This window comes from Ruegeria sp. BHSC037 (assembly GCF_059613045.1).
Map to the genome: position 1 here is coordinate 185275 of NZ_JBXWRT010000004.1, position 14745 is coordinate 200019.

General features: G+C 63.8%; 11 protein-coding genes. 6 read left to right on the forward strand and 5 right to left on the reverse strand.

The genetic code is table 11. From position 1 onward, the window contains the following. Positions 1–21: 21 nt before the first annotated feature. From AC2FMN_RS05670 to AC2FMN_RS05690, 5 genes are read right to left on the reverse strand one after another with little or no spacing between them, the layout of a single operon-like run. A complete protein-coding gene (locus AC2FMN_RS05670; RefSeq protein WP_496686862.1) occupies positions 22–1371 on the reverse strand; it encodes a CoA transferase in 1350 nt (449 codons plus the stop codon). Then, entirely contained in the window at positions 1368–2522 is a 1155-nt protein-coding gene (locus tag AC2FMN_RS05675; protein WP_496678964.1) for an ABC transporter permease, read from the reverse strand. The genes AC2FMN_RS05670 and AC2FMN_RS05675 overlap by 4 nt, the downstream gene beginning before the upstream one ends. Further along, positions 2519–3547, reverse strand: a complete 1029-nt coding sequence (locus tag AC2FMN_RS05680) for an ABC transporter permease (RefSeq protein WP_496678962.1) — start codon at positions 3545–3547, stop codon at positions 2519–2521. Before AC2FMN_RS05680 ends, AC2FMN_RS05675 begins: the two co-directional genes overlap by 4 nt. A 13-nt stretch (positions 3548–3560) precedes the next feature. Continuing rightward, the gene (locus AC2FMN_RS05685; RefSeq protein ID WP_496686863.1) at positions 3561–5474 is read right to left on the reverse strand and encodes an ABC transporter substrate-binding protein; all 1914 of its coding nucleotides are present in this window, start codon (positions 5472–5474) and stop codon (positions 3561–3563) included. Then, a complete protein-coding gene (locus AC2FMN_RS05690; RefSeq protein WP_496686865.1) occupies positions 5467–7239 on the reverse strand; it encodes an ABC transporter ATP-binding protein in 1773 nt (590 codons plus the stop codon). Before AC2FMN_RS05690 ends, AC2FMN_RS05685 begins: the two co-directional genes overlap by 8 nt. Before the next feature lie 234 nt (positions 7240–7473). Here AC2FMN_RS05690 and AC2FMN_RS05695 point away from each other — a divergent pair, with 234 nt between their 5' ends. The 6 genes from AC2FMN_RS05695 (at position 7474) to AC2FMN_RS05720 (ending at position 14700) form a co-directional block, all read left to right on the forward strand. Next, positions 7474–7971 (forward strand): class I SAM-dependent methyltransferase, encoded by a 498-nt coding sequence (locus AC2FMN_RS05695; RefSeq protein WP_496686866.1) that lies wholly within the window; start codon positions 7474–7476, stop codon positions 7969–7971. Positions 7972–8063: 92 nt separating this feature from the next. After that, positions 8064–8693 carry a glutathione S-transferase family protein gene (locus tag AC2FMN_RS05700; protein ID WP_496686868.1) on the forward strand — a complete coding sequence of 210 codons (630 nt, stop codon included), beginning with the start codon at positions 8064–8066 and terminating at the stop codon, positions 8691–8693. Between the two features lie 78 nt (positions 8694–8771). Further along, positions 8772–11174: a GcvT family protein gene (locus AC2FMN_RS05705; protein WP_496686869.1), complete on the forward strand. Its 2403-nt coding sequence runs from the start codon at positions 8772–8774 to the stop codon at positions 11172–11174. Between the two features lie 2 nt (positions 11175–11176). Further along, positions 11177–12721, forward strand: a complete 1545-nt coding sequence (locus AC2FMN_RS05710; RefSeq protein ID WP_496686870.1) for a trimethylamine methyltransferase family protein — start codon at positions 11177–11179, stop codon at positions 12719–12721. A gap of 1 nt (position 12722) precedes the next feature. Beyond that, positions 12723–13409 carry a TetR/AcrR family transcriptional regulator gene (locus AC2FMN_RS05715; RefSeq protein ID WP_496686872.1) on the forward strand — a complete coding sequence of 229 codons (687 nt, stop codon included), beginning with the start codon at positions 12723–12725 and terminating at the stop codon, positions 13407–13409. Continuing rightward, on the forward strand, positions 13396–14700 hold the full coding sequence (locus AC2FMN_RS05720) for an NAD(P)/FAD-dependent oxidoreductase (protein WP_496686873.1): 1305 nt from the start codon (positions 13396–13398) through the stop codon (positions 14698–14700). The genes AC2FMN_RS05715 and AC2FMN_RS05720 overlap by 14 nt, the downstream gene beginning before the upstream one ends. Positions 14701–14745 lie beyond the last annotated feature (45 nt).

Genomic DNA, 14745 nt, shown 5'->3' on the forward strand with positions numbered 1-14745 from the left:
GAGCGGCGGTGGCGCGTGGGGTCAGGACGGCTCCCACACGGGGGAGGAGGTGCCCAGCTGGGACGCGTGCAGGGGCCAGTGCATGCCGGCCGGCCCGACGTTCAGTGCGGGCTTCAGACGATGACCCGGCCCCCACCCCGATTGCTCGGTGTCGTGGGCATAGTCCGCAGGGGTCGGCTTGGTGATGTCTTCGGTGGTCTCGGTCTTGGCGAGGCTGGCCAGAAGCTCGGCCGTGCGGGCCAGCGACAGCCGGGCATCCATGACAGAACGGCCCAAGGTGGCCTCGGTCAGGGCCGAGAGGACGGCGGCGGCCATCAGGTAGCCGGTCGCGTGGTCCAAAGCCTGAACCGGCAGCGGGGTCGGCTTTTCGGCCTTGGCCCACAGACGGCCGGCATCGGCGATGCCTGCGCTCATCTGTACCAAGCTGTCGAATCCGCGCCGAGCCGCCCAAGGCCCCTGCCAGCCATAGGCGTCCAGCGTGACCTCGATGCGGTTGGGTGCAATCTCGTCGCGTTTGGCCTTGTCGAGGCCCAGTGCGTCCAGCGCCCCTGGGCGATAGCCGTGCACGAACACATCGGCTTGGGCCAACAGCTCCTGCAGTCGGTCCATTCCTGCCGGCGATTTCAAATCCAGATAGGCACAGCGCTTGCCCAGTGAAATGTCGGGGATCACCCCGGGCTCGTCCCAGTCCGGAGGGTCGATTCGCAACACCTGCGCCCCGAAACCCGCCAGTGTCCGGGTCGAGACTGGCCCGGCCAGAACGCGGGTCAGGTCCAGCACCCGCAGCCCCGACAAGGGGCGGGCGGCGGTTGCCCGGGGCCGGTCGCGCAGCGTGATCCGGCGCGGACCGTGCCAGCCGATCAAGGGGTCGCGGGCGACGGCGCGGCCTTGCGGGTGGTCGAGCCACTCGGTGCGGCTGCGCATGGCTGCCGCAACGCCGCCTTCGGCCACGATCCGGGTCTCCAGATCCGAGATCGACCAGTTGCGGATGGCCTGCGTCACCGCAGTGCGGTCGGCCAGGGTGTCCAGCACCCTGAGCGCGGCCGCCCGATGGTGGGGCAGGTTGGTGTGCAACCGGATCCAGCCGTCGGCAGCCTGATAGTCGCCGGCGATCGGATCCCAGAGGTTCGGCATTTCCCACCCGTCGGGCTTTAAGGAATACCCGAACCAGAGGGACGCCAGACGACGATCGACCGACACGGCCGGCGTCGCTGCGGCAAGGTTGGCCGCCTGCATGAACCGGGCAAGTTCGAACCCGACGGCGGCGAAACTGGCGGTGGCCAGGTCCGAGACGGCAAAGGCGCTTGGCAGCGCACCGGACCCGCTGACCCGATAGGCCCCGGCCGGCGGAAGCGCCGCCAGCAGGCTCATTGCTGATAGGGGTCTAGACTGTCGCGCAGCCCGTCACCCAGGAAATTGAAAGCCAACACCACCACGATGATCGGCAGCATCGGGATGGCGGTCCAAGGGTAGATCTCGATCGAGGCGAGGTTCTGCGCGTCGTTCAGCATCACGCCCCAGCTGACCGCCGGTGCCCGCAGGCCGAGGCCCAGGAAGCTGAGCGCCGTTTCCCCCAGGATCATGGCCGGTATCGACAGCGTGGCCGAGGCAATCAGATGCGACATGAAGTTGGGCAGCAGATGCTTGCGGATCACCCGGCCGGAACTGGCGCCCATCATCTCGGCAGCGCGGACATATTCCTCTTCGCGCAGCGACAGGAATTTGGCGCGCACGGAACGGGCCAGGCCGGGCCAGTCGAGGATGCCGAGGATGATCGAGATGATGAAGAACACAGCCACCGGTGACCAGTTCGACGGCACTGCCGCCGACAGCGCCAGCCACAGGGGCAGTTCGGGCAGCGACCGCAGGATCTCGATCACGCGGTTGATGACCCAGTCGATCCGCCCGCCGAAATAGCCGGCCAGTGATCCGAACAGGATACCCAGGAAGAACGAGACCGAAATGCCGATCAGGCCCACCGTCAGCGACAGCTGCGCGCCGTAGAGGATGCGGCTGAACACGTCGCGGCCCAGCCGGTCGGACCCCCACAGGAACAGGGTCGTGCCCTCGGGCGGGCAGAACAGGTGCGTGTTGGAAGGGATCAACCCAGCCAGTTTGTATTCCGAACCCTCGCAGAAGAACCGGATCTTGCGCGGGTCGTCCGTGTCGGTCACGAATTTCCACTGGAAGGTCTCAAGATCGGCCTCGGCCACGGTCGGATAGACGAAGGGCCCGATGAACTCTCCGTCGTGAAACCAGTTCACCGATTGAGGCGGGGCGTACAGGTGCTCTCCGTTGCGGTCATTCGGCCCGTAGGGCGCAATGAACCCGGCAAAGGGCAGCATCAGGTAGCACAACAGCAGGAAGATGCCCGAGATCAGGCCCAGCCTGTGTGTCTTGAACTTGCGCCAGACCAGCACCCAGTTGGGAGCGTCTAGGTCCTTGCGCTCCAGCTCCTGCAGGGCGGCCTGCGGGTCGAACGGGGCGTCATCGACATAGCGGCCATCGGGAAGTCTACTCATGCCTCACGCCCCTCGTAGCGGATGCGCGGGTCAAGCATGACCAGCAGGATGTCGGAAATCATGGTGCCGATCAGGGTCAGCAGGGCCACGAACATCAGGATGAAGGCCGACAGGAACTGATCCTGTGTTTTAAGCGCCGTCAGCAGAGTGGGGCCGATGGTCTGCAAACCCAGCACCACCGACACCAGAACCGAGCCCGACACCATCGAGGGCAGCAGGTTGCCGATATCGGCCACGAAGGGGTTGAATGCCACGCGCAGCGGGTATTTCGTCAGCATCCGCGACGGCGCCATCCCCTTGGCGATGGCGGTTTCGACATAGGGCTTGCCCAATTCGTCCAGCATGTTGGCACGCAGGCGCTGCATCATCGCCGAGGCGCCCGAGGTACCGATCACGAAGGTGGGTACGATCAGATGCACCAGGATCGACTTCATCTTGTCCCAGCTCATCGGCTGGCCTTCGTAGATCGGGTCCATCAACCCGCCGATGGGCAGGTTGAAATAGCGGTGGCCGTAGTAGAACAGGATCAGCGCCAGCAGAAAGTTGGGTGTGGCCAGCCCCAGATAGCCCACGAAAGCGGTCGTGTAATCGACCCAGGTCCGGGATTTGGCCGCCGCCATCACGCCCAACGGCAGGGCCACGGCATAGACGAACAGGATGGCCGCCAGGTTGACCACGACCGTCAGCCACAGCGTATCGCCCACGATCTCGGCCACGGGGCGGTCGAATTCGAAAGACCAGCCATAGTTGCCTTGCAGCAGCCCCTCGAACCCGTGGGGGCCGGGGATAAACCCCATCCAAATCAGGTATTGTTGCCACATCGGCCGGTCCAGCGCATATTCCTTGCGCAGGAACTCGGCCTTGGCCACGCCCGCCGACTGCCCCGAGGCCTGCAATTCCGCGATCTGGTTGCTGAGATAGTCGCCGGGCGGCAGGTTGATGATCACGAAGATCATCACCGACACCACCAGAAGCGTCAGCAGCATCGTGAAAAAGCGATACACCGCATAGCGGAGCATGATCATCGGTCAGCCCTCGTCAGTCCGCCAAGAAGAATTCGTCGGGCCGGTGCACTCCGAAATGTGCGCCGGGTTCCCATGCCCACATGGCTTGTTCCGGCACGTTGCGCAGGCGGTTGGATAACACGATCGGTTGCGGCGCTCCGTTCAGGATGCCGATGGCATAGACCTGTTCGGCGTGGATTTTGAGCATGGCTTCCCAAGCCGCGCGGCGCTGGTCGTCGTCGGTGGCGACCTGCCAGTCATGGGCCAGTTCCAGAAGGCGCTGCGCCTCGGGCAGATCGGGCGGCTCGCCGGAACCGCCGCCGGTTTGATAGTGCTGACCCCATTTCGGCCAGGACAGAAACACCTGGTCGGTGGGCGCCACATACAGCGGCGAAGTATAGACCTGCGGGATCCCGTTGTCCCATCCGTACCAGACCGAGGCCATCGTGTTTCCGGCAAACACCCGGTTGCGTAGAATGTCCCGGTCCAGCGGGCGCATCACCAGCTTGACGCCAATCTCGCGCCAAGTGTCGGTGACGATCTGCAGCGCGTTCTCGACTTCTTGCCTTTCGCCGGCGGTTTCGATCACCAACTCCATCGAGCGGCCGTCGGGCAGCAGACGGATGCCGTTCCTGTCCCGCTTGTCCAAGCCGGCTTCGTCCAGCAGGGCATTGGCCTGGTCGACATCGAACTGCGCCCAGGCCTGCGCGTTCTCCTCACTGTAGAAGGGCGAGGCCGGCAGGACCGACATGGCCGCCGGATGCGCCAGTTTGAAATACAGGGCCTGATTGATGGTCTGCCGGTCGATCGCCAGCGACAGCGCCCGGCGGACGCGTACATCGCGCAGCACATCGCGCCAGACCGCGTCTTCATAGTTCAGATTGGGATAGATCGCGATTTGCGAGGCGACACCGGTCTTCCACAGCAAGGTCTTGTAGTTGCCCTGCGCCTCGCCCTTTTTCAGGATCGAGGCATCGCGGAAGTCAAGCCCGCGGCCCTGCAGATCGGTCTCGCCGGCATTTGCCTTGGCGGCGACCAGGCCGGGCGCGACGATCTCCATCTCGACCACGTCGATATAAGGCAGTTGCACGCCCTTGGCGTCGATGCGGTGGTAGTAGGGATTGCGTACGAAATTGTGCCGGATCTTCTTGCCCGAGCTGGCATTCAACCAAGGCTGAAGAGTCGGCAGTTCGTGGTTGTCGTACTTGTAGAGGTTGTCCAGCTTGTTGTGCAGCGCGGCCCAGCTTTTGACGCGGGCATCGTCAACCTGGAATGCAAGCTCTTCCTTGTCGGCGTATTTCTCGTGATAGCGTTTTAGGAATTCGGCCGGCCGATAGATGAAGGGCGGGCGCGCCTGCGCCAGCGACTGAAGGAAGTTCGGGTTGGGATCTTCCCATTCATAGATCACGGTCGTTTCATCGGGAAACGAGACCTTGGGAAACTTGCCCTCGATCCGCAGGAAATCGGGTGGGCCCGAGGGGCTGAGCAATTCGTTGTTGGCGACGTCCTCCCACCAGTACCGGAAATCTTCCGACGTGAAGGGCTCGCCATTGGACCATTTGTGGCCTTTGCGCAGATGCAGCGTGAACTTGCGGTTATCCTCGTTCTCGTAGCTGGCCAACAGGTCGGGAACCAGGTTGTAATCGGCATCATAGCCCACCAGCCGCGCATAGCCATAGACGACCATCTGGCGGATGTCCTTGGACCGGGTGACCATGGTGCGCAGGGTGCCCCCCTGTTTGCCAAAGGCGCGGCCCTTGGCCTCCAGATCCACGATCAGCGGCTCTTGCGGGATACGGTCCTGTATCGGTGGCAGGTTCCCGGCATCGACCTCGGTTTTCCAGAATGTGCTTTCCTGCAGATCGGGCGGGGTGTCCGCCTGTGCGGCAAGCCCGAAGGCAGAGGCCAGAACGGTGGCCAGCGTCAGTAATCGAGGGGTCTTAAACATGGCAACGTACCTTATGGCCGGGCTCCATCTCTACCAGTGAAGGTATCACGGTGTCCGAGAAACGAAAGGCGTCATCCCAACTGTCCGGTGATCCGGCGCCTAGGGCGACGAGCTTCAGGTCGATAGGGCGGTTGATGTCGGGCTCGGGCTGGGCCGCGATCAGCGCCTTTGTGTAGGGGTGGCGGGGATTGTAGAACAGCGTCTCGGGCGGGGCCTGTTCGACCACCAGCCCCTGCCGCATCACGGCGACCTCGTCCGCGATTCGGGCCACCACTGCTAGGTCGTGCGAGATGAAGAAATAGGACAGGTTCAGGCTGTCCTGCAGTTCCTCAAGTAGTGTCAGGATCTGTTCCTGCACCGAAACATCCAGCGCCGAGGTCGGTTCGTCGCAGATGATCAGCGTGGGGTCCAACATCATCGCGCGGGCAATCGACAGTCGCTGGCGCTGGCCACCGGAAAAGGCATGCGGATAGCGTTTCAACATGTCGGCGTTCAGCCCGACGCGCTTGAGCATCTCGGCCGCCTTTTCGCGTTGCTCCGCCGAGGTGCCGATCCCGTGAATCTCGAGCGGTTCGGTCATCGCGTCTTGAATGCGCATCCGCGGGCTGAGCGAGCTGTAAGGGTCCTGAAACACCATCTGCGCTTTGCGCTGGAACACGGTACGTTCGGCGCGCGTCATCTGATGCACCAGGATCGGATCGTCCTGCGGCGTAGCGCGAAACAGAACCTCGCCGCCGGGATCGGGCAGTTCTGCGCCCAACGCGATGCGCGCGGCTGTGGTCTTGCCCGACCCGCTTTCGCCGACCACGGCCAGCGTTTTGCCCCTTGCCAGCTTCAGGTCGATGCCACGACAGGCGTGGATCAGCTTGTCGGCCTTCCACCCGCGGCCCGCCCGCATCGTGTAGGTCTTGGAAACGCCCTTCATCTCGAGGATCAGATCCTCGTCCGGCATGGGGATGCCCACGGCGTCCTCGTCTGGGATTTCCGGCGCGGCCTCGAACAATTGCTGCGTATAGGGATGCGCCGGTTCGCTCAGGATCAGCGCGGCGGGACCCGCCTCCATCACGCGGCCCTTGTGCATCACGACCACCTGTTCGGCCATGTTGGCCACCACGCCCAGGTCATGCGTCACAAGGATCAGCGCCATCCCGGTTTCCTGCTGCAGGTCCTTGATCAGCCCCAAAACCTGCGCCTGCGTCGTCACGTCCAGCGCGGTGGTGGGCTCGTCGGCGATCAGCAGGTCGGGCTTGGCCACCATGGCCATGGCAATCATCGCCCGCTGTCGCATCCCGCCCGACATTTCAAAAGGATACGAGTCATAGGCCCGCACGGGATCGGGAAAGCCGACACGTTCGAACTGTTTCAGCACTTCCTTGCGGGCCTCGGATTCCGAGGCCCCGCGATGCAGCCACAAGACTTCGCTGACCTGGTTGCCGATCTTGTGCAGCGGCGACAGCGACCGCATCGGCTCTTGAAAGATCATCGAGATCCGGTTCCCCCGGATGTCGCGCATCCTGCGCTCGCCGAGCGTGGCAAGATCAAGCTGATCCTGCCCGGTGCCGAAGGTGATCGTGCCCTTCCGTATCTGCGCCGCGCGGGGCAGGATACGCAGCACCGCCCGGCATGATATGGTCTTGCCCGACCCGGACTCTCCGACCAAAGCCAGCGTTTGTCCGGCCTCGACATCGAAGCTCACATCTTTGACGACGGAGTCTCCGTCCCCGAAACCAATGCTTAGGTCTCGGACAGACAGCAAGGCCGTCATGCGGAGGTTCCGCCCGTTTGGCCGCCGGTGGGCATGGCTTTGATCAACTCCCTGTTTTTTGGACGCAGTTTCGCGCGCCCGGGGGCAACTAGTCAAACACCTTCTTGGGGGAAAACGTCGCGGACTCGCGTCCCTTGGCGCATTGTCCCTACACAAAGCCTTGAGTTTTTGTCATCCAAGGCCCGACCGGTCCGCGCCAACGGGCCTGCAAAGGTATCACGGAGAGATCAGATCGTGCCACATCAACAAAGCCGCTTGGACCTGTTCATCGACCGCATGGTTTCGCAGCGGGCCTGCTTGGATGCCGCCATCGCCCAGACGTCCGGCATGGCCGGTCCGGTGTTCGAACTGGGGCTGGGCAACGGGCGGACCTATCATCACATGATCCAGCGCATCCAGGATCGTCCGGTCTATGTGTTCGAGCGCGCGGTGGCCTCGCACCCGGATTCAACCCCGTCCGAAGATCGTCTGATCCTGGGCGACGTGCGCGAGACGCTGCCCGCCGCGCTGGATCGGTTCGGCGCAACCGCCAGCCTGATTCACGCCGATCTGGGCGGCCACAACAGGGAAAAGAACGATGCCTTCGCCCGCTTCGTGTCGCCGCTGATAGAACCACTACTGGCCGAAGGCGGTTTGATGGTCTCGAGCGACCGGATGTATTTCGAAACGCTGGCGGAACAGCCCCTCCCCGAAGGCGCGGTTCCGGGTCGCTGCTTCATCTACCGGCGCTGAGCAGCGTTCCGCAGGGTCACTTTGCGCAGGGACTCGATCCCGGCACGGCGGGCGGTCTAACCTTCGCGTGACGTTCACGCAAAGGACCGCCCATGCTGTTTTACGATTGCTCTACCGCTCCGAACCCGCGCCGCGCCCGCATGTTCATCGCCGAAAAAGGGCTGCAGATCGAAACCCGCGACATCTCGATCGCCAAGGGCGAGCAACTGAGCGAGGCGTTTCGCAAGGTGAACCCCCGCGCCACCATTCCGGTGCTGGTTACCGACGAGGGCGCCGTTCTGACCGAGAACCTCGGTATCGCCGCCTATCTCGAGGCGCGTTTCCCCGAGCCCCCTTTGATGGGGCGGACGCCGGACGAGAAAGGGCTGGTGCTGATGTGGAACGCGATCGTCGAACAACAGGGCGGGGCGCCCATCGCCGACGCGCTGCGCAACACGCATCCGGCCTTCAAGGACCGCGCCATTCCCGGCCCGCAGAACCACGCGCAGATCCCTGAACTGGCCGAACGCGGCATCGCGCGCGTCGGGGCGTTCTTCGACCTGCTCGAAGAACGCTTGCAAGACAGCCCCTTCATCGCGGGCGAGGCGTTCTCGCTGGCCGATATCTCGACCTTCGTTTTCGTGGATTTCGCCCGTGTCATCAAGATGCGCATCCCCGAGGGCAACACGGCAACCCGAGCCTGGTTCGACAGCGTGCAGGCGCGGCCCAGCGCCAGTGCCTGACAGCACTGTACAGAAATGTCTAGACAGAAGTGAACAGTGCCCCTAGCGTCCTTTGGGAATCGTCCAGGGGAGGTCGGGATGAAATCGCAGTATCGCGTTGTGGTCATCGGGGGTGGCGTCGTCGGCGCCTCGGTTCTGTATCATCTGGCCAAGTTCGGTTGGTCGGATGTGGTCATGCTGGAACGACGGCGTCTGGCGTCGGGGTCGTCATGGCATGCGGCGGGGGGTATCCACGCGCTGAACGCCGATCCGAACATGGCGGCGCTGCAGGCCTATACGATCGACCTTCTGAGCGAGATCGAGAAGGAATCGGGTCAGAATATCGGCCTGCACATGACCGGTGGTCTGACGTTGGCCGGAACCCCCGAACGGTGGGAGTGGTTGCAGGCGAATTACCGCATCTTCCAGTCCATCGGCATAGACGATTGCGAATTGCTGAGCCCGGAAGAGGCGCAGAAACGCTGCCCGATCATGTCCACCGACGGCATTCTGGGCGCGATGTGGGCCGACCGCGAAGGCTATATTGATACCACGGGCACCGTTCAGGCCTATGCTACCGCAGCCAAAAAGCGCGGGGCAGAATACTATGAGGAAACCAAGGTTGAGGAACTGATCCAGACCGCCGATGGCTGGCAGGTGGTGACCGACCGGGGCACGATCACCTGCGAACATGTGGTCAACGCTGCCGGCCTGTGGGCAAAGCAGGTGGGGCGCATGGCCGGGGTCGAGCTGCCGGTCTCTCCGCTGAAACACCACTATCTGATCACCGACACGGTGCCCGAGGTCGCTGCGGCCGATTTCGAGATGCCGATGACCGTGGATCTGGAGGGCTTCACCTACATGCGGCAGGACCAGAAGGGCGTTCTGGTTGGCATCTACGAGGTCGATCACGAGCACTGGGCCATGGACGGCGCGCCATGGAACTATGGCGAGGAGCTGTTCCAGGAGCAGCTGGACCGCATCGAGAACGAACTGATGCTAGGCTTTCAGCGCTACCCGGCGATCCAGAATGTGGGCATCAAGACATGGGTGAACGGCGCCTTCACCTTCTCGCCGGACGGCAACCCTCTGGTCGGTCCGGTGCCGGGCAAGCGCGGCTATTGGACTGCCTGCGCGGTGATGGCCGGGTTCCTGCAGGGCGGCGGCGTCGGCAAGACGCTGGCCGAATGGATGATCCATGGCGAGCCCGAGGCCGACGCCTGGCCGATGGATGTGGCGCGCTATGGCGACTTTGCCCAGAACAAGCGCTACATCCGCGAAACCACCGGCCAATTCTATTCCCGCCGCTTCGTGATGACCTATCCGAACGAGCAACTGCCCGCCGGACGCCCGTTGAAGATGTCGCCGGCCCATGACGCAATGACCGAGGCGGGTTGCAAATGGGGGGTCAGCTGGGATCTCGAGGTGCCGCTTTATTTCGCGCCCAAGGGGTTCGAGGAAACGCCGACGCTCAAACGCTCGAATGCCTTCGACATCGTGGCCGAGGAATGCCGCACCATCCGCGAAGGCGTAGGCCTGATGGACATCACCGGGTTTTCACGGTTCGAGGTTTCGGGGCCGAATGCGGAAATCTGGCTAAACAAGGTGATGGCCTCGAAACTGCCGGGACCGGGCCGCGCGAAACTGGCACCGATGCTGGGCGAGAACGGGCGGCTCAAGGGCGACCTGACGGTTCTGAACTGGGGCGACGGCACCTGGTGGATCATGGGCAGCTATTACCTGCGGGCCTGGCACATGCGCTGGTTCGACGATCACATGATCGACGGGGTCACCGTGCGCGACCTGGGCGAGGAGGTCTGCGGCTTTGCCGTGGTTGGCCCGAAATCGCAGGCGGTGGTCGAGAAACTGGCCGAGCAGGATATCTCAACCCTGAAATTCATGGGCTGCGGTGACTACGACATCGGCCTCGTGCGCGCCCGCGTCGCCCGCATGTCGGTCACCGGCGAAAAGGGATACGAGATCAACTGCCGCTGTGGCGACCACATCGCCCTGCGCCGCGCGCTGCTTGAGGCCGGAGCCAGCGAAGGCATCCGCGAATGCGGCTTCAACGCGATGCTGTCCACGCGGCTTGAGAAAAGCTTTGGCATCTGGTCGGCCGAGTTCACCCAGGCCTACACCCCCGGCATGACCGGCTTGGACCGTTGGATTGACTGGGACAAGGACTTCGTGGGCAAGGACGCGGCACTGGCCGAGCGTGAGGGCAACGGCCCGGCGCAGGTTCAGGTGACGCTCGAGGTGGACGCGCTGGAAGCGGATGCCAGCGGGTACGAGCCGGTCTGGGCGGGCGACCAGCGCGTGGGTTTCGTGACCTCGGGCGGGTATGGCCATTACATCGGCAAGTCGCTGGCGATGGCGCTGGTGGACCGCGACAAGGCACAGCCGGGAACCGAACTGTCGGTGCACGTGGTCGGGGTCGAGCGTCCCGCGCGGGTGATCGCGCCGTCGCCTTATGACCCCGAGGGCAAGGCGATGCGGGGCTGATCGTGGCGGCGCGGGGCAGGGATCGCCGTCGGCGGGGCCGGGGCGCTGAGGCCGCACCCGCGACCCATCGGGATGTTAACTATCGCCAGTTGCGCAACCCGTTTCCGGTGATGGAGGTCTTTCCCGCCGACCAGATCGCCGACATGCACGAAACCGCTCTCCGCACGCTGGAGGAACTGGGCGTCAAGGTCCTGCTGCCCGAGGCGCGGCGCCTGTTCGCCGCCGCGGGGGCGCGGGTGGATGAAGACAGCGAAATGGTGTTCATCGGTCGCGATCTGGTCGAGGCTGCGGTAGACTCGGCCCCGAAATCCATCGCCTGCCGGGCAGGGGCGCGGCATCGCGACTTCACGCTGGAGCTGGGCAGCCTGGTGTTTCAACCCGGCGCAGGCGCGCCCAATGCCACCGATCTGGAACGCGGCCGCCGCCCGGCCAGCGGGCAGGATTACCTCGAGTTCCTGAAGCTCACCCATCATTTCGACGTGTTCCAGATGATTTCGCCGCAGGTCGAGCCGCAGGACGTGCCGACTCACCTGCGCCACTATTTCACGACGCAGGCGCAGATGGAGTTGACCGACAAGTTTCCGTTCTTCTTCTCGCGCGGGACGCCGCAGGTGATGGATTGTTTCCAGATGCTGGCCGTCGCGCGGGGCCTGTCGGATGACGAGTTTCGCGCCCGGCCGCATTGCTACACCATCATCAACACCAACAGCCCGCGCACGCTGGACATTCCAATGGCGCAGGGGCTGATCGACTTTGCCCGTCACGGGCAGATGTCGATCATCACGCCGTTCACGCTGATGGGAGCGATGGCGCCGATCACTGTTGCGGGCGCGATCACCCTGTCCCATGCCGAGGCGCTGGCCGCCCTGACCCTTACCCAACTGGCCAATCCCGGCGCGCCGGTCTGCTATGGCACCTTCACCAGTAACGTGGACATGAAATCAGGCGCCCCGGCCTTTGGCACGCCCTCGCATTTCCAGGCCTCGCTGGCGGCGGGGCAACTGGCGCGGCATCTGGGCCTGCCGTGGCGGTCGGCGGCCGGATCGGCCTCTAACGCCAATGACGTGCAGGCCGCCAATGAAAACCAGTTCGGGCTGTGGGGTTGCCTGATGGCGGGGGCCACGGTGATCATCCATTCGGCCGGCTGGCTGGAAGGGGGGCTGACCGTGTCCTTCGAAAAGCTGGTCTGTGATGCCGAGGTGCTGAACATGGTGGCCGAGCTGTGCGCAGGGGCTCAGGCGGGTTCGGCCGAGATCGGGTTCGACACTGCCTTGCGCGAGGTCGAGCCCGGAAGCCATTTCTTTGCCACAAGTCAGACTATGGAGCGCTACACCACCGAATTCTATGAACCGCGCCTGCATGATTATGCCAATTTCGGCACCTGGACCGAACGCGGATCGGTCGATGCGAACCACCGGGCCACTGCGGTTTGGCGCGACATTCTGAAAAATTTCGAACCACCCGCGCAGGATCAGCCGGGGCTGGACGCCATGCGCGACTTCATCGCGCGCCGAACCGCCGAGGGCGGCGCGCCGCCGGAGAGTTGAGATGAACAGCAAACCCATCCTGCATCGTGACGACCCCAAGGCCGAGCCGCTTGTCGGCAACGTCAAGGTCACGCGCGATGACTGGTTGAACGTGGCGATGGATGTCTTGATCTCGGACGGGGTAGAGCAGGTCAAGGTGCTGAACCTGGCTGACCGCATGGCGGTGTCGCGGTCCTCGTTCTACTGGTACTTCAAGTCCCGGCAGCACCTGCTGGATGCGCTGCTGGATCGCTGGCAGGCCACCAACACCGCCGCCCTGATCGCGCAGGCCGAGGCCCCGGCAAAGACCATCACCGCCGCCGTCTGCAACGTGCATCGCTGCGTGGTCAACACCGCCCTGTTCGACACGGCGCTGGACTTTGCCGTGCGCGACTGGGCTCGGCGGTCGGGCAAGGTGCGGCGGATGCTGGACCAGTCCGATGCGCGCCGCCTGGCCGCGCTGCGCGCCATGTTTGCCCGCTATGGCTATGAGGCGGTCGAGGCCGAGACCCGCGCGCGGGTGCTGTACTACATGCAGATCGGCTATGATCTGGCGCAGTTGAACGAGCCATTGGCGACGCGCCTGTCGTTGGTGCCGCATTACCTGTACGTCTTTACCGGGGTCGAACCGCGGCCCGAGGAAATCGAGGAATTCAGCGCCTATGCCAAGCGCTGCTGGGAGGGAGGATCAAGCCATGAGCCAGCCTGACGCAATCATCATCGGAACCGGCGTGATCGGCGCGGCCATCGCGTTCGAGATGGCCAAGGCCGGGTGGAAGACCCTCTCGCTGGACCGCAACGCGCAGGTGGGGCATGGCTCGACCGCCGGGTCCTGCGCGATCATCCGGATGCACTATTCCACCTTCGACGGCACAGCCTTTGCGTGGGAGGGCTATCACTACTGGCGCGACTGGGCCGACTATCTGGGCCTGCCCGACGGGGCCGATCTGGCGCAGTTCCGCGAGACCGGGTGCCTGGTCATGAAGACCGAGGCCAACGGCCACTTGGAAAAACACAAGAAATACAGCGCCGAGTTGGATTGCCCCTTCGAAGAATGGTCAGCCGAACAGATTCTCGACCGCCTGCCGATCTACTCTCTTGAAAGTTTTGCCCCGGCCAAGCGGATGGACGACCCGGAATTCGGCCAGCCGAACGGGGCGCGGATGGGCGGCGGGGTATTTTGGCCTAAGGCGGGTTATGTAACCGACCCGGCCTTGTCGGCGCAGAACCTTCTGGATGCTGCCAAGCAACACGGCGCACAGGTACGGACCGGGGTCGAGGTCGTGGAAATCTTGCAGGAAGGTGGCAGAGTCAAAGGCGTCCGGCTGGCCTCGGGCGAAGAGATTCACGCGCCCGTGGTGATCAACGTAGCCGGCCCGGGGTCGTCGATCATCAACCGCATGGCCGGGGTGCTGGACGACATGACCATCGAAACCCGCCCGCTGCGGCAGGAGGTGGTACATGTTCCGGCGCCCGAAGGGTTCGATTTCGAGCGTCAGGGAACCATCGTCTCGGACAGCGATATCGCCTGCTACTGTAGGCCGGAACACGGCAACCACATCCTGATCGGATCCGAGGACCCGGACTGCGACCCGCATCAGTGGTGCGAGGATGACATTCATTACAACCGCGATTTCACCAACCAGTGGACGACGCAGGCGATGCGCTATGCGCAGCGGGTGCCGAGCTTGGGCATCCCCTCGCGGATGCGGGGGGTCGTGGATCTTTATGACGCCTCGACCGACTGGATCCCGATCTATGACAAATCCAGCCTGCCGGGCTTTTACATGGCCTGCGGCACCAGCGGGAACCAGTACAAGAACGCGCCGATCGCAGGCAAGATGATGGCCGCGCTGGTGGAGTATTGTGAGGGCGGTGCGGATCACGACGCCCAGCCCCTGCAATTCGAGCTGCCCTATATCAAACGTACCATCGACGTGGGTTTCTATTCCCGCAAGCGGCCCATCAACGAGGAAAGCAGCTTTTCGGTCCTTGGCTAGCCATGCCGGACAAATGCGCTAGCTCTCGGGAAACACTGAGAGAGG

Coding starts and splice junctions, on each gene's coding strand:
- AC2FMN_RS05700 (WP_496686868.1), top strand. CDS start 8,064: ATGCTGTTTTACGATTGCTCTACCGCTCCGAACCCGCGCCGCGCCCGC.
- AC2FMN_RS05715 (WP_496686872.1), top strand. CDS start 12,723: ATGAACAGCAAACCCATCCTGCATCGTGACGACCCCAAGGCCGAGCCG.
- AC2FMN_RS05675 (WP_496678964.1), bottom strand. CDS start 2,522: ATGAGTAGACTTCCCGATGGCCGCTATGTCGATGACGCCCCGTTCGAC.
- AC2FMN_RS05685 (WP_496686863.1), bottom strand. CDS start 5,474: ATGTTTAAGACCCCTCGATTACTGACGCTGGCCACCGTTCTGGCCTCT.
- AC2FMN_RS05680 (WP_496678962.1), bottom strand. CDS start 3,547: ATGATCATGCTCCGCTATGCGGTGTATCGCTTTTTCACGATGCTGCTG.
- AC2FMN_RS05670 (WP_496686862.1), bottom strand. CDS start 1,371: ATGAGCCTGCTGGCGGCGCTTCCGCCGGCCGGGGCCTATCGGGTCAGC.
- AC2FMN_RS05705 (WP_496686869.1), top strand. CDS start 8,772: ATGAAATCGCAGTATCGCGTTGTGGTCATCGGGGGTGGCGTCGTCGGC.
- AC2FMN_RS05690 (WP_496686865.1), bottom strand. CDS start 7,239: ATGACGGCCTTGCTGTCTGTCCGAGACCTAAGCATTGGTTTCGGGGAC.
- AC2FMN_RS05720 (WP_496686873.1), top strand. CDS start 13,396: ATGAGCCAGCCTGACGCAATCATCATCGGAACCGGCGTGATCGGCGCG.